14 protein-coding genes are annotated in these 20,103 nt (G+C 39.2%); 9 read left to right on the top strand and 5 right to left on the bottom strand.

Features of this window, described 5'->3' with window-relative positions; all coding sequences use genetic code 11:
- The first annotated feature begins 106 nt into the window (after nucleotides 1-106).
- The 3 genes from QNI15_RS01245 (at nucleotide 107) to QNI15_RS01235 (ending at nucleotide 6,460) form a co-directional block, all read left to right on the top strand.
- Nucleotides 107-3,949: a methylmalonyl-CoA mutase family protein gene (locus QNI15_RS01245; RefSeq protein WP_314030130.1), complete on the top strand. Its 3,843-nt coding sequence runs from the start codon at nucleotides 107-109 to the stop codon at nucleotides 3,947-3,949.
- A gap of 146 nt (nucleotides 3,950-4,095) precedes the next feature.
- The gene (locus QNI15_RS01240; RefSeq protein WP_313974980.1) at nucleotides 4,096-4,662 is read left to right on the top strand and encodes an acyl-CoA thioesterase; all 567 of its coding nucleotides are present in this window, start codon (nucleotides 4,096-4,098) and stop codon (nucleotides 4,660-4,662) included.
- 103 nt (nucleotides 4,663-4,765) lie between these two features.
- Nucleotides 4,766-6,460: a tetratricopeptide repeat protein gene (locus QNI15_RS01235; RefSeq protein ID WP_314030128.1), complete on the top strand. Its 1,695-nt coding sequence runs from the start codon at nucleotides 4,766-4,768 to the stop codon at nucleotides 6,458-6,460.
- A gap of 328 nt (nucleotides 6,461-6,788) precedes the next feature.
- Here QNI15_RS01235 and msrA read toward each other — a convergent pair whose 3' ends face one another.
- From msrA to QNI15_RS01220, 3 genes are all read right to left on the bottom strand, one after another.
- Nucleotides 6,789-7,448, bottom strand: a complete 660-nt coding sequence (gene msrA / locus QNI15_RS01230) for a peptide-methionine (S)-S-oxide reductase MsrA (protein WP_390902151.1) — start codon at nucleotides 7,446-7,448, stop codon at nucleotides 6,789-6,791.
- A gap of 157 nt (nucleotides 7,449-7,605) precedes the next feature.
- Complete coding sequence (locus QNI15_RS01225; protein ID WP_314030126.1) at nucleotides 7,606-8,607, bottom strand: Hint domain-containing protein; 1,002 nt, start codon at nucleotides 8,605-8,607, stop codon at nucleotides 7,606-7,608.
- Between the two features lie 89 nt (nucleotides 8,608-8,696).
- Nucleotides 8,697-9,332, bottom strand: a complete 636-nt coding sequence (locus QNI15_RS01220) for a DedA family protein (RefSeq protein WP_314030124.1) — start codon at nucleotides 9,330-9,332, stop codon at nucleotides 8,697-8,699.
- Between the two features lie 548 nt (nucleotides 9,333-9,880).
- Here QNI15_RS01220 and QNI15_RS01215 point away from each other — a divergent pair.
- The 4 genes from QNI15_RS01215 to QNI15_RS01200 all read left to right on the top strand — a co-directional run bounded on the left by QNI15_RS01215 (nucleotide 9,881) and on the right by QNI15_RS01200 (nucleotide 16,630).
- Complete coding sequence (locus tag QNI15_RS01215; RefSeq protein ID WP_314030122.1) at nucleotides 9,881-10,594, top strand: DUF4468 domain-containing protein; 714 nt, start codon at nucleotides 9,881-9,883, stop codon at nucleotides 10,592-10,594.
- 315 nt (nucleotides 10,595-10,909) lie between these two features.
- Nucleotides 10,910-11,965, top strand: coding sequence for an efflux RND transporter periplasmic adaptor subunit (locus QNI15_RS01210; protein WP_314030120.1), 1,056 nt, complete (start codon nucleotides 10,910-10,912; stop codon nucleotides 11,963-11,965).
- Between the two features lie 118 nt (nucleotides 11,966-12,083).
- Nucleotides 12,084-15,188: an efflux RND transporter permease subunit gene (locus tag QNI15_RS01205; protein ID WP_314030118.1), complete on the top strand. Its 3,105-nt coding sequence runs from the start codon at nucleotides 12,084-12,086 to the stop codon at nucleotides 15,186-15,188.
- Nucleotides 15,189-15,283: 95 nt separating this feature from the next.
- Nucleotides 15,284-16,630, top strand: a complete 1,347-nt coding sequence (locus tag QNI15_RS01200) for a TolC family protein (protein ID WP_314030116.1) — start codon at nucleotides 15,284-15,286, stop codon at nucleotides 16,628-16,630.
- A gap of 121 nt (nucleotides 16,631-16,751) precedes the next feature.
- Here QNI15_RS01200 and QNI15_RS01195 read toward each other — a convergent pair whose 3' ends face one another.
- Nucleotides 16,752-17,126, bottom strand: coding sequence for a hypothetical protein (locus tag QNI15_RS01195; protein WP_314030115.1), 375 nt, complete (start codon nucleotides 17,124-17,126; stop codon nucleotides 16,752-16,754).
- A gap of 83 nt (nucleotides 17,127-17,209) precedes the next feature.
- Nucleotides 17,210-17,797: an RNA polymerase sigma factor gene (locus tag QNI15_RS01190; protein ID WP_313974962.1), complete on the bottom strand. Its 588-nt coding sequence runs from the start codon at nucleotides 17,795-17,797 to the stop codon at nucleotides 17,210-17,212.
- A gap of 268 nt (nucleotides 17,798-18,065) precedes the next feature.
- On the opposite strand from QNI15_RS01190, the gene QNI15_RS01185 reads away from it, so the two are divergent.
- Complete coding sequence (locus QNI15_RS01185; protein WP_313974959.1) at nucleotides 18,066-18,512, top strand: DMT family transporter; 447 nt, start codon at nucleotides 18,066-18,068, stop codon at nucleotides 18,510-18,512.
- A 135-nt stretch (nucleotides 18,513-18,647) separates the two neighbouring features.
- On the top strand, nucleotides 18,648-20,027 hold the full coding sequence (locus tag QNI15_RS01180) for a vanadium-dependent haloperoxidase (protein WP_314030112.1): 1,380 nt from the start codon (nucleotides 18,648-18,650) through the stop codon (nucleotides 20,025-20,027).
- Nucleotides 20,028-20,103: the final 76 nt, after the last annotated feature.

Here is a 20,103-nt window from a genome sequence, read left to right as displayed (position 1 = left end):
GTTAGATACAAGATTCAGATGATGTATACCTCTTTTTATCTTTTCAGTGTTTAAGTCTAAATCTGTCTTTGAAAAATCTATATTTGTGTAAACACTTTTTACCGCAATGGCAACAATCTATAAACCTGAAAATCATATTCGTATTGTTACAGCTGCTTCTCTGTTTGACGGACATGATGCTGCTATTAACATTATGCGTCGTATTCTGCAAAGTTCTGGCGCGGAGATTATCCATCTGGGGCATAACCGGAGTGTAGCGGAAATTGTAGAATGTGCTATTCAGGAAGATGTGCAGGGGATTGCTATTACCAGCTATCAGGGAGGACATATTGAGTTTTTTAAATATATGTATGATCTTTTGCAGGAGAAGGGTGCCGGACATATCCGGATCTTTGGCGGAGGAGGAGGTACTATTCTTCCTCTCGAAGCAATTGAACTACATCAATATGGAATTACCCGTATTTATTCTCCCGATGATGGCCGGACGATGGGGTTGCAGGGTATGATTAATGATTTGCTTGAGAAGTGTGATTTTGATGTGAGTGAAGCGGCATTAAAGGATCGAGTCAATGCTCATACTATCACTGCTTCACTGCTTAGTCGAATAAATATAAATGCACTTTTTCAAGACCATATATTGACTGGCTCTGATGATGTTATTGAGCCAGAAGTGATTGATGTTGTATCAAATCTGAGCAGGATTGCTATACCACGTTTAATTACTATAGCTGAAAACTATCCCGATTTTGAAGGATACATCAGAGCGCGACTACAGGAATCACTTGGAAAGGTGAGGAAAGTACCAGTACTAGGCATTACAGGTACAGGAGGAGCTGGTAAGTCATCTATGGTAGATGAACTGGTGAGACGATATCTGCTTGACTTTCCGGATAAGACTATTGCTATCATCTCCGTTGATCCATCCAAACGAAAAACCGGAGGCGCTTTGCTGGGAGATCGTATCCGCATGAATGCTATCTTTAATCCACGGGTCTATATGCGGTCGCTGGCGACCCGGCAATCCAATCTGGCATTAAGCCGATATGTACAGGATGCCATTGATATCTGCAAGATTGCAACATTTGATCTGATCATTGTAGAAACTTCCGGAATCGGACAGTCTGATACAGAGATTGTAGACCATTCAGATGTGTCCTTATACCTGATGACAAGTGATTATGGGGCTGCCACACAATTGGAAAAGATTGATATGCTGGACTTTGCAGATGTAATTGCTATCAACAAATTCGACAAGAGAGGATCTCTGGATGCTTTGCGGGAAGTGAGAAAACAATACAAACGTAACCGGAACACTTGGGATGCAGAAGATGACACACTGCCTATTTATGGTACTATTGCCTCACAGTTTAATGATAGCGGAACCCATACACTCTATCAGAAAATTATTTCTCTTTTGCATGAGAAGGCTGGAAGCTTTGAAGGTGGAAAGCTATCTGCACTGATGAGTTTACATCCTGAACGGATAAGCCAATCCCGAAGCAGCATTATTCCTCCCGAAAAGGTTCGGTATCTGGCTGAGATTGTAGAGAAGAGTTTGGAATATGATCAGTTTATTCAGGAACAAACCCATATTGCCCGCCAACTCTATCAACTGAAAGGGACTATCGATTTGCTAAGAGGAAAATCTTCAGTAAGAAAAGAATCAGAAGATAGTATGGTCGCTGCCTATCAGGAAGGAGAAGCAGAAGAACTAAAGTCACTCATAAACTGGTATCAGAAGTTGGATCAGCAACTGCATCATGAATGCAGACAATTACTCAACGGCTGGAAAGAGAGGGTCCAACAATATAAGGCTGACAAATACCAATACAAGGTGCGGGATAAAGTATTTGAACAGGATTTATATACAGAGACTTTGTCTCATCTGAGAATTCCTAAGATTAGTTTACCTCGTTATGAAGATTGGGGCGATCTGTTACGTTGGATGCTGACAGAAAATGTACCAGGAGAGTTTCCGTTTACAGCAGGTGTTTTTCCGTTGAAACGTGAAGGAGAAGATCCTACACGAATGTTTGCAGGAGAAGGTGGCCCTGAACGCACTAATCGGCGGTTCCACTACCTTTCCAAAGGCATGCCTGCCAAACGCCTTTCTACCGCCTTTGATTCTGTTACATTATATGGCGAAAATCCGGATCATCGTCCGGATATCTATGGTAAAGTAGGCATGTCCGGTGTGAGTGTGTGTACACTGGATGATGCCAAGAAACTGTATTCGGGTTTTAATCTTTGCGATCCGGCTACTTCCGTTTCGATGACAATTAATGGACCAGCACCGATGTTACTGGGATTTTTTCTGAATGCAGCCATTGACCAGCAATGTGAGTTATACATCCGAAAACATAATCTGGAGCAGGAAACCAACCAGAAGATTCTGACTATCATCGCCAGAAGATTCTTCAAATCACTGGAAGTGCAGACATTTCCGGATGATGAAGATTCTTTAGAGCAAGCTGCCGAAGCAGAAGAGATATCTTCTGAAGAATACCTAGAAAGGTTTGGTTTTGATACAACACTTGATCTTTCGTTTACTGCTGATGGAAAAGTTGGGATCGTTGTAGCTATGAACAAGGAAGATTATCGCGATGTATACATTCAACAACTCACAGAAGAAAGTCCGGCAGTACAACAGTTGTTGTATCCGGAGACATGGAAGGAGTGGAGAGGATTATGGATTCCCGAAGTATTGTATCAGTTTATGCCTGCTTACAATGGTAAATTGCCAGAAGGAAATGATGGATTAGGACTGATGTTGTTGGGAGTAACAGGTGACGAGGTGTTATCACAGGATATCTATGAAATAATCAAAGCCGATACACTGAAAAAAGTACGGGGAACTGTTCAGGCTGATATTCTTAAGGAAGATCAGGCACAGAATACCTGTATCTTCTCAACAGAGTTTGCTCTTCGAATGATGGGCGACATTCAACAGTACTTTATTGAAAAACAGATTCAGAATTTTTATTCAGTGTCTATATCTGGGTATCATATCGCAGAAGCAGGTGCCAATCCAATTTCTCAACTTGCCTTTACGCTGTCCAATGGGTTTACGTTTGTAGAATATTATCTGAGCAGAGGGATGCATATTGATGATTTTGCTCCTAATCTGTCTTTCTTCTTTTCCAATGGTATGGACCCTGAATATACAGTGCTGGGACGAGTAGCTCGCCGGATATGGGCAAAGGCTATGAAGTTTAAATACAAAGGAAATTCCCGTTCGCAACGACTCAAATATCATATTCAAACTTCCGGAAGAAGCTTGCATGCACAGGAAATCGCCTTTAACGATATTCGGACTACTCTGCAAGCATTGTGTGCCATTTATGACAACTGCAACTCTCTCCATACCAATGCCTATGATGAAGCTATTACTACCCCTACAGAAGAATCTGTACGTAGAGCCATGGCGATTCAGTTAATTATTAATAAAGAATGGGGACTGGCAAAAAACGAGAACCCATTGCAGGGATCTTTTATCATAGAAGAACTTACAGATTTGGTGGAGCAAGCAGTATATCAGGAATTTAATCGTATAAACGAACGGGGTGGAGTGCTGGGTGCTATGGAAACTATGTATCAGCGTTCTCAGATCCAGGAAGAATCGTTATACTATGAAACCCAAAAGCACAATGGAAAGCTACCCGTCATAGGTGTCAATACTTTTCTGGACCCTCAGGGTTCACCTACGCTGTTGCCTGCTGAGGTATTTCGTAGTTCTCAGGAAGAGAAGGACTTTGCTATTGATTCGAAATCAAGATTTGAGACAGCGCATCAGGAAAAATCGGAGCAAATGCTGATAGAATTACAGAAAGTAGCTGTCCAAAATAAGAATATATTTGAGTCATTGATGGAGGTATGTAAATTTTGTTCGTTGGGGCAGATAACACATGCTCTCTATGAAGTAGGAGGACAGTATCGGCGAAATATGTAATAGTATGTTATACTACTTAAAGTAGAAGACTGTATTTCTTACATGCGGAGATACGGTTTTCTATCTCTGTAAACTGCTTTTCTTTCTTTTCTTGAAACAGTTTCTTAGTATTATGGCAGAAATAATACTATTCCCTGTCTTACTCAATGGATGAAGTTTATAAACCCGTAAGTACCTCACGTACTACTCTCACAGAGTTAATGATTCCTTCCTACGCCAATTTTGGTGGAAAAATACATGGAGGTATTCTCTTATCACTGATGGATAAGGTAGCCTATGCCTGTGCTGCCAAACATGCAGGTAGGTATTGCGTTACAGTGTCTGTAGATGGTGTTGACTTTTTGCAACCTGTTGAAGTAGGCAATCTGGTGCATTTGCAGGCTTCGGTTAATCATGTGGGGCGAACTTCTCTTGTAGTTGGGATTCGGGTCACTGCTGAGAATATAAGTACCGGAGTAATACGGCATACCAACACTTCCTATTTCACAATGGTTGCCAAAAACGAAGATGGCTCCAATGCGGTAGTTCCTGGTTTGCAACTGGAAACCCGTGATGATGTTCGTCGGTTTCTGGAAGCTATTAAACGAAAGGAACTAAAGCAAACGTACCGTTCAGAGTTGGATAATGTAAAAACCCAACTGGAAATAGAAGTGGATTTGCCCAAACTAACAGACGAACGCTGTGAGATACTGGCAAACGCCCTCAACCGATAAGCTGATTTTCTGTACAATTTTTCTGTTGTTACCAATCTTAATATTGCAGTAACATTAGTATAATCAGATATATGGATATTTGCATTGACCGAACTCCGTGCCGATGCGACCGCTATTTATTTGTATATTCCTTTTACTAATTCAGGGAACCATCATTCAGGAAGGGTATGCCATTTCTCTTCCTGAAAATGATACGCTCTATATTGATTTTCTGAACACTACAGCTGAGAAATATCTGAATTCCAATCCGGATACCGCATTTGTTTACGCCAAGCAAGCCTTATTACTTTCAGAGAGAAAAGGCTTTGCCAAAGGTATTGCTGTCGCCAATGAAAATCTAGGTTTGTTCTTTTACAATCAGGGTGGGTTTCAGCAATCGGTTTCCTACTTGCTCAATGCCATTGCTTCTTACAAGAAAGTTGGTGATAAAATAGGTGTGGCGGAAAGCTATAATCATCTGGGGATGGCTTATTACTATGGTTTAAAAATAGATGTGGCTTTGCAATGTCATCAGGAAGCCTTGAAGATATATGAACAATTGTCAGATAAAAAAGGGAAGGCGGAAACATTTGGGTACATAGGTCATCTGTATGAAAAGCAGAAAGATTATCCACAAGCCTTGATTTATCAGGAGAAAGCTTTTAAGATTTATGAGGTGCTGAATGATAAGGCAGGACTAGGGAAGATTACAGAGAACTTGGGTAGTATATTCGAAGACATGGAAAACTACCCTAAAGCGTATGAATACTTCAATAAAGCTTTGACTTTTAATCGGGAGGTAAACGATCAGGTTACTATTATTAACAATCTCAATAACATAGGAGATACGTACCGAAAACAAGGTAACTATTCGGATGCATTAATATACACCTTGCAGGCGTACCAATTGGCTCGTAAGATGAATCAAAAAGATCGCCTGCGATCAGCTCTGAGAGATCTTTCCAAAACCTACGCATTTATAGGTGATTATAAGAAAGCACATGCTTATCTGGACTCTTCCTATACCTTGTATCAACGAATTTATGATGAGGAGTCTGTTCTGCAAATGGCACGAATGCAAACCTTGTATCAGACAGAGGCTAAAGAAAAGGCATTAGTTGTGAAAGACGCTACTATTCAGTTACTGGAAGGAGAGAGACGTATTGGACAATTATGGATTATGTTGCTGGTAACAGGAACAATATTGCTGCTTTCATTTGGAATTATCTTTTTTCGGTATCAGCGACTTAAAACCCGAAAAGACAGAGAACTCCTTGAACAGACACAACGTGTACTGGAAACTGAACGTGAGAATACTCAGCTGAATGAACAAAATCTGAAAACAGAGCTAGAGAATAAGCGACTGAAAGAACTTCAGTTACAACAGGAACTAGAAACCCGATCCCGTGAGCTGACTACGCACGCATTACAGATTGTTCAGAAAAACAAGTTTCTGGAAGAGCTAAAAGTAAAGCTGAACGAAATCCGAAGGAGCGAAAAGGATAAAACCCGACAAATCAAAGAACTGATAGCCTCAATTGATTATAGCTTTAAACTGGATCAGGATTGGGAAGACTTTAAACGTTTTTTTGAACAGGTACACCCTGATTTCTTTCAGAACCTACAATCTGTTTGTACTGATCTGAGTGCACATGATAAGAGATTGTGTGCATTGTTACGGCTAAATCTTAGTTCTACAGATATCTCTACTATACTGGGTATTTCTCAAGACAGTTTACGCATTGCCCGCTACCGCCTTCGTAAAAAGCTCAAACTGGAAGAAAGAGCCAACCTCACTGCCTTTCTGGTTAGTTTTTAATTTGTGATGGTAGACAGTGCTATAAGAAATCCTATGTGAACATGATTCGAATTGTGTTCATGCAAGAATAAAAAATCAACACAAGAGATGCTCTGATAAAAATTAGGTTTGACCATTACTCGAATCATTTTTGTGTTTGACCAGAATGCCGATCATTCTGAAAAAATATTCGAATAATGGTCACTTTCTTTGTTGACCTGAATTTAGTTCATTTTGGCTGATGATTGGAGTTTAGGTCATAATTGAGAAATAGTCGGATTCTAATCAGGAATATTGCCAATAAAAAAGCACCACAGGGATCTGTGGTGCTTTCTGATCAATATATCATCTATGAATGTTTTAGTTTTTGACTAAACACCTTCTTGAATTTTTCTATTTTCGGACGGATTACCATTCTGCAATAAGGCTGTTCACCATTCTGATTGTAATAATTCTGATGATAATCCTCTGCTTTATAAAACTTAGAGAATGGAGTAATCTCAGTTACAATTGGATCGTCAAACGCTTTAGAGGCATCCAATTCTTTTTTATATTTCTCAGCAAGCTGTTTTTGTTCAGCGTTGTGATAGAAAATCGCAGATCGGTATTGTGTACCTACATCGGCTCCCTGTCTGTTAAGAGTGGTTGGGTCATGAGTACTCCAGAAAACTTCCAGTAATTCCGGATAAGAAACCTTTGCAGGGTCATAAGTAACCTGAATTACCTCAGCATGACCAGTGGAACCTGTACATACTTGTTTATAGGTTGGGTTCTCTACTTGTCCTCCGGAATATCCGGAAGCTACAGAAAGAACACCATCTACTTGTTGAAAAATGGCTTCGGTACACCAGAAACATCCGGTACCAAAGGTGACTGTATCTGTTTTAGCTACGTTGGTTGTCATTTGAACAGGTTTAGATTGCATTTGAGGAACTTTCTTCTGCTGACTCTGTGCACAGGACAGCAGGCAAATCCCTGCGAAAAGGGTGAATATCAAAGGTCTTTGCATAAGAAAAGATGTTGTTATCATCATATTCAATAACACATATTTTATAAGAAGTGTTCGCTCATATATACGATACCTGGAATAGACCGGATTTCTCAAAAAAGAAAATCCCATGTACTGTGCATGGGACTAATTAGTTTGTAGTGAGTTCGTTAAGTAATTATTTGTCCAGAACAGTAGCTCCATTAATGAGATAGTTGCCTTTATCTGTTACCAGGTTATATACTTTGGTTGCAGTTTCTTCAGAATGTGTAAAAGGTGTATATACTTTAAACGTAATAAATTCACCAGTTGCAGAGTCAAATACATAGATACTATCACCTGATTGGATCTCATTCATGGCTTTGCGACCATCCTGAGTCAATACAGGATGATTTGGAGTTGCCTGAATTTTAGTAATCTGAGAAACCTGTTGTTGAGTCGACGCTGTAACAATTTCATTGGCTGCAAACAACGTCTGAACCGGATAACCTTTTCCTTCATGGATCTGAATCTCCTGTACAATGGCAGTCTCCAGTTTGTTAGCCTCTTTATTATAGGAAGCGATAGCCTCACCTACTTTTATCTCAGAGATTTGTTTGGTTTGGCCATTGGCTAACGTTACCAGTGCATTGGCAGGGAAACAAACATCATAGTCTGTCTTATTACCAGTTGTAGATGCACCACTGCTACCTGTTGCCAGTGTGCTCATTTCGCGTGACATAACATAAGCAAACGCTGATCCGAATGCTGATTCTGCTTTGTTATACTCTTTTAAATCATCAATATAAAGAGCCCATACATTTTTATCTGATTCTGGGGACGGTATGCAGATATTGAATTTTTTACCATTTCCAGGTGTGTAATAGATGGCTACCATACCAAGTGATTGTTTGGATTTATTATCCAGCAGGCGGTAGAGGTATACACGGCGTTCAATGCCATCACTGTATTTAAATACATAGGGGGGCTTCATCTCAAACCGATCCAGCACATAGGCATTCTCAAACTTTACATAGGTATCGCTTTCGAGGTCCTTTATCTCAAAGGTTTTAGCCTTCTTGTATTCATCCAGTGTCAATGCACGTGATTTCTCACTTTGTGCAGTTGCTGAAAGAAGCGTTAGGAAAAAGAAAAGGCAGAGAATAGACCTTACAGATGTGTAAAGGAAATGTTTCATCATAGGTTTTGAATGGTTTTGGTTGGGGAGAAACCTAAAGATAGAAAAATACCCTTTACACTCCAAGGCTCAGTGGGTCTTTCTATGCTGCACTATTGTCCACTGGTATCTTTTCTGACTGAAAACCAGGTACGGATAACCGCAAAGGTGGTAATAGCAAGAAAGAAAATAATGATGTAGTGAACATAATTGATGATTTGAGGGAATGACTGACCCAGAAAGTATCCTGCCAGTGGAAGGGTTGTTCCCCACACAGTACCACCAATGATGTTATAAAGTGAAAAAGACTGAATCGGCATTTGAATCGTACCTGCAATAATAGGGGAGAAGGTACGAAGAACAGGCATGAAACGGGCTATTATAAGGGCTCTGCCACCATGTCTGGCAAAGAATTGCCTGGACTTATCCAGATTTTTACGTTTGAAGAAAAGAGAATCTGGCCGGGTTTCCAATCCTTTGCCTAAGGCTCTTCCAAAAAAGAAGCCGACATAACTACCTATTATGGCTGCGATGACAATACATATAACCACAATATAGATAGGAAAATCAATGGCTTTCGTAGAACAGAAAAGGCCTGTCAGAAATAAGAGATAATCGCCAGGCAGAAAAAAGGCGAAGAAAAGGCCATTTTCAGCAAAGATGATCAATGTAACCAGTACAAGACCTCCATAATTAATAATTTCTTTTGAATCGAGTAGTACCTGGAAAAAATCCCAAATTGAATTCATAGTAGTCGGATGGTTTCGGTTTACCATCTAGTGGGGACAAGACAGTAAACGCTGAACGCAAATTAAATGCGCAAAAGTTCGATGCAAGTAAATCATTTTTGTGCAAAGCCGAGCCAATGTTTAGTGTATTCTTCTCGAAGAAGTCAAAAAAAGATTTGGGCATTACTTTGCGTCCATTTGTAGACGCTGATTGGAGAGAAGGTAACTCAGCAAAATAATTCGATAAAAATAAGTCTATGTAAGTTTTTACGTTGTTTTTACTATTTATGTAAAGTCTTTTAGTTGTATGTTTGTAATCATACTCAGGAGCAGAAAAGAGATACTATGCATTTTTGTTATAAAATTTACCCAAAAAGCGCTTACAATTCTCTTACGAAGTGAATAAATGATTGTACCCAATAAATCATTACTTATTTTATACATTGTAAGATATTAAGAGCTTTGAATACAAGATCAAAGTGAGGCAAGGGTGAAATAAGTTAGTTTTCTATTGAACACTCAATTTCCATACAACCTTTAAATGCTCTTGGAGAAGCAACTCCTTCGCTATGAAAAAAATTTTATTGGCCTTTGGCTTTATTCTTTACACCTCTATCCTTTCATTTGGCCAGTCATCCGTTACCATGCAGAAGATACTGCAGTATCCGAAATATACTTTTTCAGATACTGTACGAATGACAAATGTTCCTCAGGAAGAATTGTATGCACGCGCCTGGAACTGGTTTAATGAGCAAACTAAAACAGACATTAATTTCTTTGAAGAAGCCAATAAACGATATGGACGCTTCACCGGAACCTCAAAAATACCTTTTCAGAGTAAAATTGCTGCAGGCAATGATTATGTAAAAGGTAAGATTTATTTTATGGTTCGCATTTTCGTGCATGAAGGATATTATATCTATGAGTTCACAGACTTCGTGCATCAAGGGCGTCTTACTTTCAACACAATAACTACAGCTCCTAAATATCCTTATCGTCCTATGGCTGATAAAGACTGGCATAATATGGTGTGGGAAGAAATGAAAGTAGCTGTAAAAGACCATATATATCCAATGGTAGGTAGTCTTCGGGCCAGTATGCAAAAAGAATCAGACCAGTTTGGACAAATTGTATCTCAACGGGATGCTGAAATTCCTTTGGAAGAACTTCATAATGCCGATATTAAAACATTAGTACCATCCAAAGCCGAAGATCCTTTGAAAAATAAGCCTAAAACAGTTTCTTCTACCAAGAAGAAAGCTGGTAGCAAAACCAAAAAATAATATTTTAGTTAGGTAATCGGCTTGCTAAAAATTCACTAAAAGCATTTCTTCTAGGTAGAAATGCTTTTATTTTTTTGTGTATTGTGTAATGAATTACTCTATATATAATCCGGCATTCCGTTTATCATTGATTTAAACCATTGGTAATACCATTCTACCACTGTTCGATAGAAATACGCTTATTTTGTAGTTCTATTCACTGTTTTTAATAAATAATTGCATCTTGACAAACAGTTGAATGTCTGCTTCTTGGCCAGCCAAACCACTTTTAAAATTTATATTTCTCTAATTTCCGCATTTGTTTATTAACGCATTATGAAATTTTGGATTCCTGTTACACTTGTTGTGTTAGCATTGGGGGGTGTTATATACTATAATAAGATATTTACAAAATCTCATGCTGTTGCAGGGAATACTTCTGGTCAGCCTCAGGAAATTGCCATACAGGGATTTGTTGCTAAATCTAAAAGCCTTACCAATAATCTGGTAGCCAGTGGTACATTGATGCCTGCTGAACAAATCGAAATACACCCGGAAGTCTCAGGAAGAATTATTTCCCTAAATATTAATGAAGGTCGGGAAGTAGCAGCTGGTACGCTGCTGGTAAAACTGTATGATGCTGATTTAAAAGCACAACTGAGAAAGCTTCAGGTACAGAAAGAAAATCAGGAAAAGATTGTAGAACGCAGTAAAAAGTTGTTAAATGCTGATAATATCAGTCAGCAGGACTATGATTTAACAACTACTACATTAAATACCATTTTGTCAGATATAGACCTGATAAAGGCTCAAATTGAAAAGACAGAAGTCCGGGCTCCATTTCGTGGAGTTATTGGTTTGAGAAATGTTAGTTTGGGTGCCTATATTACTCCTTCGACTTTAATCACTAAGCTACAGCAGATTAATCCATTAAAAATAGATTTCTTTGTTCCTGAAAAATATGCTGTTTCTATTGCAGAAGGGGATAAGGTTGCTTTTGCTGTAGATGGGTTTGGTGAAAACTTTTCCGGAAAAATTTATGCGATAGAACCAGATATTGATCAGGCTACACGCAGCCTAAAAATCAGGGCGTTAGTGAGTAATCCCTCTGCCAAGCTACATCCGGGGGCTTTTGCAAAAGTTAATCTGGATGTAGAGAATATAACCGCTGTAGTGATTCCTACACAGGCAATCATTCCTCAGACTCGTGGCAAAAAAGTAGTTATCTCTAAAAATGGCAAAGCTGTTTTTCAAGATGTAGTGACTGGATTGCGGGACGAGAGTAATGTACAGGTGACTCAGGGTCTAACTGCTGGCGATACAGTGATTACAACGGGTTTGTTGTTTGTGAAACCTGAGCAGAACCTTAAATTTACAAAGATTGAAGAGTAATTGAGCCGTCTTGGACTGCAAACGCTGAGATACTGGTACAAATGCCTTTGGGTATGTGTTGACTCACTGAAAAATTTTATTAAGGTACTTTCCGCATTCTTTAATTTAGTAGTAGACTATGAGTTTACCCTCACTTAGTTTAAAACGTCCAGTACTGGCAGTCGTTATGTCGGTGCTCATCATAGTTTTTGGGGGCATTGGCTATACCTATCTGGGTATTCGTGAATATCCTGCCATTGACCCACCTGTTATTACTGTAAGTACATCCTATACAGGTGCTAATCCAGACATTATAGAGTCTCAGATTACAGAGCCTCTCGAAAAGTCTATTAATGGTATTCAGGGTATTCGAAATATTTCATCTACGAGTTCATTGGGGTCGAGCCAGATTACAGTTGAATTTACCCTGGATGTTGATCTGGAACAAGCAGCCAATGATGTGCGTGATAAAGTATCTCAGGCTACACGAAACCTTCCTCAGGATATTGATGCACCTCCAGTGGTTGCCAAGGCTGATGCCAATGGTGATCCAATCATGTTTATTCCTGTTCAAAGTACAACCCGAAATGTAAATCAGCTTTCTGATTATGTAGAGAACATTCTTCAGGAACGACTTCAAACAGTAAAAGGTGTAAGTCAGGTAAATGCGTTCGGACTAAAAAGATATTCCATGCGGCTCTGGATAAATCCGGTAAAGTTGGCTGCTTATCGATTAACAATACAGGATGTACAAGCTGCTTTAAATCGGGAAAATGTGGAATTACCTGGTGGAAAAGTATACGGAAACCAAACAGAATTAACTGTAAAAAGTTATGGACGTCTTACTACTGAGGATGAATTTAATAATCTGATTATACAACAGACTGCCAATCAGGTAATTCGCTTTAAAGATATTGGAACTGCAGAATTAGGATCTGAGAATGAAGAAACAGGAGCGATGCGGAATAATGCTACCAATATATCCATGGTTGTGATTCCACAACCGGGAGCTAATTATATTGAAATTGCTGGTGAGATTTATAAGCGTCTGGATGAGATAAAGAAAGAATTGCCTCCTGATATGATTATTGATATAGGAGTTGATAAGTCACGATTTGTTCAGAAAGCAATTGAAGAAGTAGAAGAAACGCTGATCATTTCTTTTGTGCTGGTGGTGATTGTCATTTACTTTTTCTTCAGAGACTGGCTTATTGCGATCCGACCATTGATTGATATTCCTGTTTCGCTGATAGGAACATTCTTCATTATGTATATTTTCGGCTTTTCTATCAACGTGTTAACCTTGTTGGGAATTGTCCTGGCGACGGGTTTAGTAGTGGACGATGGGATTGTAGTGACTGAAAATATCTTTAAAAAACTGGAACAGGGAAAAAATCGGTATCAGGCAGCTAAAGAAGGATCTGAAGAAATATTTTTTGCTGTTATTTCTACCAGTATAACGTTGGCTGTAGTGTTCTTACCTATCATATTCCTTCAAGGGTTTGTAGGGAGTTTATTCCGTGAGTTTGGTATCGTGGTAGCTGCAGCTGTTTTGATTTCTGCCTTTGTTTCTTTGTCACTTACACCTGTATTGAGTGTGCGTCTGGCAAGCGACCATAGCAAACCTACCTGGTTTTATCGTAAAACAGAGCCTTTCTTTCAGTGGATGGATCAATCTTACCGTGCTTCACTGGAAAAGTTTATGCAGGTTCGCTGGTGGGCTTTCATTATTATTGGTATTTGTCTTGTCGCTATTTATTTCATTGGATCTAACCTTCAATCAGAATTAGCTCCTCTTGAGGACAGAAGCTTAACCCGGATTTCTGTTACCTTGCCCGAAGGTGCAAGTTATGAAAGTACAGAACGCTTTATTACCGATATATCTCAATTTGTGATGGACTCTATTCCGGAAGAGAAGATGGTCTTTGGGATTACCGCACCTAGTCGTGGCTCAAGTGCTCCGGTTAATAATGGCTTTGTAACAGTATTGTTAAAAGATCCACAGGATCGAGGTCCTAATGGACGTACACAGCAGGAAGTTGTTGATTACCTCAATCAAAATATGCGACGGTTTAATCAGGCAAGGGCATTCCCAACACAAGAGCAAACCATACAAATAGGATTTGGAGGAACCTCTTTGCCTGTTCAGTTTGTAATCCAGAACCTGAACTTTGAAAAAATGAAGGAACGGTTGCCTAAATTTATGGAGGAAGTACAGAAAGATCCTACATTTCAGATTTCGGATGCAAACCTTAAATTCAACCGTCCGGAGTTATATGTTACTATTGATCGGTTGAAAGCAACAGAGCTGGGTGTATCTGTATTAGATGTATCCAATACGTTACAACTGGCGCTTAGTAACAGGAGATTTGGGTATTTTCTGATGAATGGTAAACAATATCAGGTAATCGGACAGGTAGAACGAGCTGATCGGGATGCCCCATTGGATTTGAAGTCATTTTATGTGCGGAGTAATCGGGGTGATCTGATTCAACTGGATAACCTGGTGCAGATGGAAGAAACTTCTAATCCTCCACAGATATTTCACTTTAATCGGTTTAAATCTGCTACTGTTTCTGCGTCTCTAGCTCCTGGTAAAACACTGGGAGATGGTATTAAAGCAATGCAGGCTATTGCCGAGAGAACCTTGGATGATAGTTTTAGCACAGATTTATCAGGGCCTTCACGGGATTTTGCAGAAAGTACATCTAATACCAGTTTTGCCTTGATCCTGGCTTTAATATTGATCTATCTAATTCTGGCTGCTCAGTTTGAAAGCTTTACAGATCCTTTTATTATCATGGTGACCGTTCCTCTAGCTTTTGCAGGAGCATTACTATCACTCTGGATCTTTAATCAGACACTGAATATATTTTCACAGATCGGTATTATCATGTTGATAGGTCTGGTAACCAAAAACGGTATCTTGATTGTAGAATTTGCAAATGAAAAAAGAAAAGAAGGTTTGCCGAGAATGGAAGCAGCGGTAGAGGCTGCGGCGATGCGGTTACGGCCGATTCTGATGACGAGTCTGGTAACTGCATTTGGTGCATTACCCATTGCATTGTCATTAGGAGCTGCTTCGAAAAGTCGTATTCCTTTGGGAATTGTAATTGTGGGCGGTATAATGTTTTCATTAATGTTAACATTGTATGTAATTCCTGCTATTTATTCTTATTTTTCACGTAAGCAAACAGTACATTCAGAAGAGGAAGAACACGAACACGTTGTGCCTGCTGAGTGATGAGGAAGGAAATATGCCTCTATAAGATAAATAGAAGATGCCCCCTTTCCATTCAAACTATACAATTTTTGACTCATTTTAGTGTTATTTCAAAAGTGAAGAATTCTCTTGGTTTATATATCATCCTGGCGATATGTGTTTTTCCTTCATTAGCTATTGCACAGGACGCATTGACATTGCAACAAGCTGTAGACATTGCTTTGCAAAATAATTATTCCATCAAAGTAATACGAAATCAGCAACGAATTGCTGAGAATGATTACACTATTGGAAATGCTGGTTATTTGCCTGTTGTAAATGGAACTTTGCAGACTAGTAATACTTATAATGGTTTCTATAAACAAGAACAATACCGGACTGCACAGACAGCCAGAGGGGATAGTGCCTATACTGTTATTCAGGAATTCAGTGGATTAAACAACCTGGGATTAACAGGTGGAATCAATGTAAACTGGACAATCTTGGGAGGCGCGTTGGCTACTACATACAAACGTTTGGAAGAGTTAAGAGAAGCAGGACGTGAGAATACAGAGATAACCATCGAAAATACTGTAGCGTCAGTAACCAATGCTTACTTCAATATTATTCAGCAGGAACAACGTCGGGTTGTTCTGGAAGATGCTCTTAAAATTTCCCAGGAAAGATTACGTTTGGCTAAGAATCGTTATGAAGTAGGAAGCGGTTCCCGACAAGAGTACTTATCCGCACAGGTTGACTACAATACAGATCAATCTGCATTGATTACACAGGAGCAATTGGTTGCGAATGCGAAGATAACCTTAAATCAACTATTAGTTCGTCCGGCAGATGTTACTATTGTGGCTACAGACACAATGCTGGTTAATACGAATTTGAATATTGTTGAATTACGTTCAGCTGTAGAAAGACAGAATCCAAGTCTTCTGCTGGCACAACGTAACAAAAATATAGCTTATCTGGATGCAAAGCTTGTCAGAGCTCAACGCTTACCTTTAGTCAATGTATTTACAGGTATAACTGGAAATTACCAGAACAGTAGGGCATCCGTAGTGCCCAACCTAACCAGAAGCATGTATGTGAATTATGGAGCTACAGCTACTATTCCTATTTTTAATGGAAATAATTTAAATCGTCAAGCCCAGAATGCCAGAATTACTCAGCAAAATGCAGAATTTCAATATGAAGATCTTAAAACACAAGTCCTGGCAGATTTACAGGTAGCTTATGTTAATTATTCCAATAGTTTACGTTTGATTGAATTAGAGCGGCAAAACGTGGAAGTAGCAAAACAAAACGTCACTATTGCACTGGAGCGATACAAAACAGGGGTAACTACTTCACTTGAAGTTCGGGATGTACAACGTAATGCCGTAGCTGCAGGTAGCCGACTGATTGACGCTATTTATAATGCTAAGCTTGGCGAGATAGAATTAATGAGATTGAGCAGCCAGATTGTACAATAATACAGGATATCTTTGTTAGAAGTGAAGTTATAAAAAAAGCCTTAACTGAAACAGTTAAGGCTTTTTATTTCCAAACACTACACTCAAACTATAGGGAATTTATCAACTATGAAAATATTTCTTATTGGTTAACTACTTCTTTTCTATTTTCTTCCTTCTGTTTCTCTTCTTCCTGCCATTGACCACACCTGCGTGCATAGGCTTGTCTGAGTTTTTCCTTTTCTTCTGGTGTCATGGACGACAAATGTTTTTCCATTTTACGGCGCCAGTATCCTCTTTTGTTCGATTTACCCTTCCATAAAGGACGCACTCCACATAATAACAAACGAGAGATAACAAAAATTCCTAATGCCTGACTGAAAGTGATCATTGGGCCAGAAAAAAGTGAAGGAACTGTCAGATTCCACAATTTCATGATAACCCATCCAAATAGAAAGAAACCTACTGAAATGAAAAAGGCCACCTTTAGAGCATACAAGATCCAGTGTCTTCTCATGATTATAAAATTAAAATATTATCAATCCGCAAGTCACCTTTTACTGAACAAGACAGGTGAGTCTGATCTGAATTGTATTATGTTTAATTTCCTACTATTTCGTCATACAACGTTTCCAGACGCTTACGTAAATGCAAAACTGCATATCTCTTTCTGGAAAGAAGTGTATTGACTGTAACACCTGTTGTTTCTGAAATTTCTTTAAAGCTCTTGCCTTCCAGTTCATGCCATACAAAAACTTCTTTTTGCTCATCTGGAAGCTCTTCCAGCGCTTCTGCCAGTGTGTCCCACATGCGGGTACGGGTGTAGGTATTTTCAGGACCATCCTGAGGATCAAAAAGAAGCTTTGAGAGATTCCAGCTTTCTTCATCCTCTCCATGGTTCAGGTATTGTTCCAGTGATTCTGGTTTTTTCTTTCTGTACCGATCAATTATTTTATTACGGGCTACCCGAAATAACCAGGCACTGATTTGTTCTATTGGCTCCAGCACATTAAACGTTTCTGCCAACTGATAAAATACATCCTGCAAAATATCTTCCGCATCTGTTTTTTCCGGAACACGCTTGCGAATAAATGCCAACAATCTTTGTTTTTCGTGCTGGAATGCTAGTTTAAGCGTCTGGTTTTTTATGTCTTGTGTTGCGGGCAACAATGACAGACTATCGTTCATCTCTATGTTCAGTAAAGTACTTCCTTGTTTACTAGGAAGACGTTGTGATGTATGGTCATATTTTATCAGAATAACATTTTTTATTTTTAAAACGTGCCATTTTATCTAATTTTCCTCCTCTATGCTTGTGACAGGAGTAGGTAAGTGTATAAAAATCACTGAATCGTATCTGAAAGTACCTGCTATACAGCAATGATATACTATGAATTTACCCATTTTTGTGTATTTAGATAGCTTTTCCTTTACCTATAATTAGTTTTATTCATTTATGCAGTGGTTATATCTTTTTTTTGCTCTTATGGCTGGAGTAGGAGTTTCTACTCAATTAGGTGTTAATTCTCAGTTACGTAATACTGTGACCAATCCTATTTTTTCAGCACTTATTTCTTTTTCGGTTGGTACCATTGTTCTGGCTATCTATCTGGTGGCTAATTCCCGTAATTCTATACCCTCTTTTGACGTGTTGAGAAATATAGTCTGGTGGAAATGGATGGGAGGGGTACTAGGTGCTTTGTATGTGACTGCTGCTATTATGATTGCTCCACGGATTGGAGCTGCAAATTTTGTGAGCCTTGTCATTGCGGGTCAACTACTGGCCACGTTATGGTTTGATCATTTTGGTTATCTGGGTTTTACTATTCATCCTGTCAACATTTACCGACTGCTTGGTGCTATGCTAATTGTTTTAGGTGTATACCTTATTCAGAAGTATTGATATAAGTCTCATTTTTCTGAATATGGAAAAAGATAGAAAAAATATATTCTTTTTAAGGTTGATTTTTGTCATTATCCTTATGGCTACAGATTATTTTTGTAATTTCGTGTTCCTACCTAACTACCGAAATATTTTATGAGAGCCATTTTAAAAACTGGCAGTATTGTATCTGTTGTTCTGTTACTAATGTTAGTATGTAGCTGTAAGAAGACAACATCAGCCGATAATCAGAAAAAGATTCTTGCTCCAGACCCATTGAACAATGCAGTTAGCAAGCTGACTCAGGTCATCACCCATGATATATTCTCCCCAACAGTTGCCAGTCGTATTTATATGTATTCCAGCGTAGCCGCTTATGAGGCTTTGGTACCCCTTAACTCGGAGTATCAGTCACTAGCTGGTCAATTAAAAGGCTTTACTGCAGGACCAAAGCCAGAAGCTGCACAAATCTATTGTTTTCCGCTGGCATCTGTACATGCATTTATGAAGGTGGCCCGTACGCTTACATTTTCTGTAGAGATGTATGACGAGTTTGAAAATAAATTGTATGAAGACTACAAAGACATGGGAATCTCTGATGATGTCTTTGACAGATCTATTGCTTTTGGTGATAGTGTAGCTGCGCATGTGATACGTTACTCCTCAAAAGACAATTATAAGCAAACACGCGGATTTCGTCATACCATTACCAATCAGCCTGGTACCTGGGTCCCTACTCCTCCGGGATACATGGATGGTGTAGAACCTCAGTGGTTTAAGATACGGACATTGACACTCGATTCTGCCTCTCAGTTTAAACCTGTGCCACCTCCTGCATACAACACAGATAAAAACAGCGCCTTTTTTAAAGAAGCCCAGGATGTGTATGATGTAACCACACATATGACAGAAGAGCAGAAATGGATTGCGAATTTCTGGGATTGCAATCCCTTTAAACTCAATGTAGCCGGACACGTAAATTTTGCAACCAAAAAAATGTCTCCAGGAGGGCATTGGATGAGTATCTCCAATATTATTTCGCGTCAGTACAAAGCGGATATTATGAAAACAGCTGAGACTTACGCATTAGTATCTATTGCGTTGTTTGATGGCTTTATAAGTTGCTGGGATGAAAAATACCGTAGCGTGAGAGTGCGTCCTGAAACAGCTATCAATCAGTTGATTGATAAAGATTGGACTCCTTTTCTGCAAACGCCTCCATTTCCTGAATATACCAGCGGACATAGTGTGATTTCGACTGCTTCTGCTACAGTACTTACTCATCTATATGGAGATAATATCTCTTATGTAGATTCTACAGAAGTTCAATATGGGATTCCCCCTCGTTCGTTTAAATCGTTTCGTCAGGCTTGTGAGGAAGCTGCTATCAGCCGTTTATATGGTGGTATCCATTATCGGTCTGCCATTGAAGTGGGACTAGTACAGGGAGGTCAGGTAGGTGAATGGGTGTTGGGCCATATACAAACACATAAAGTAATAGCTACAAAGTCGGAACCAACGAAACAGTCAAACTAGAATCACCTATTTAGTATATTTGCCATGTCAGACAGAAAAGCTTCGTGTGCCTCTGTCTGACATTTGTGTTTTACTG

Source organism: Xanthocytophaga flava (genome assembly GCF_030068545.1).
Taxonomy (GTDB): domain Bacteria; phylum Bacteroidota; class Bacteroidia; order Cytophagales; family 172606-1; genus Xanthocytophaga; species Xanthocytophaga flava.
This window is presented reverse-complemented; position numbering and strand designations above follow the sequence as displayed.

Bases quoted from the DNA above. Each gene is read 5' to 3' on its own strand.
- QNI15_RS01245 (WP_314030130.1), top strand. From the start codon at position 107: ATGGCAACAATCTATAAACCTGAAAATCATATTCGTATTGTTACAGCT.
- QNI15_RS01240 (WP_313974980.1), top strand. From the start codon at position 4,096: ATGGATGAAGTTTATAAACCCGTAAGTACCTCACGTACTACTCTCACA.
- QNI15_RS01235 (WP_314030128.1), top strand. From the start codon at position 4,766: ATGCGACCGCTATTTATTTGTATATTCCTTTTACTAATTCAGGGAACC.
- msrA (WP_390902151.1), bottom strand. From the start codon at position 7,448: ATGCAAAGACCTTTGATATTCACCCTTTTCGCAGGGATTTGCCTGCTG.
- QNI15_RS01225 (WP_314030126.1), bottom strand. From the start codon at position 8,607: ATGATGAAACATTTCCTTTACACATCTGTAAGGTCTATTCTCTGCCTT.
- QNI15_RS01220 (WP_314030124.1), bottom strand. From the start codon at position 9,332: ATGAATTCAATTTGGGATTTTTTCCAGGTACTACTCGATTCAAAAGAA.
- QNI15_RS01215 (WP_314030122.1), top strand. From the start codon at position 9,881: ATGAAAAAAATTTTATTGGCCTTTGGCTTTATTCTTTACACCTCTATC.
- QNI15_RS01210 (WP_314030120.1), top strand. From the start codon at position 10,910: ATGAAATTTTGGATTCCTGTTACACTTGTTGTGTTAGCATTGGGGGGT.
- QNI15_RS01205 (WP_314030118.1), top strand. From the start codon at position 12,084: ATGAGTTTACCCTCACTTAGTTTAAAACGTCCAGTACTGGCAGTCGTT.
- QNI15_RS01195 (WP_314030115.1), bottom strand. From the start codon at position 17,126: ATGAGAAGACACTGGATCTTGTATGCTCTAAAGGTGGCCTTTTTCATT.
- QNI15_RS01190 (WP_313974962.1), bottom strand. From the start codon at position 17,797: ATGAACGATAGTCTGTCATTGTTGCCCGCAACACAAGACATAAAAAAC.
- QNI15_RS01185 (WP_313974959.1), top strand. From the start codon at position 18,066: ATGCAGTGGTTATATCTTTTTTTTGCTCTTATGGCTGGAGTAGGAGTT.
- QNI15_RS01180 (WP_314030112.1), top strand. From the start codon at position 18,648: ATGAGAGCCATTTTAAAAACTGGCAGTATTGTATCTGTTGTTCTGTTA.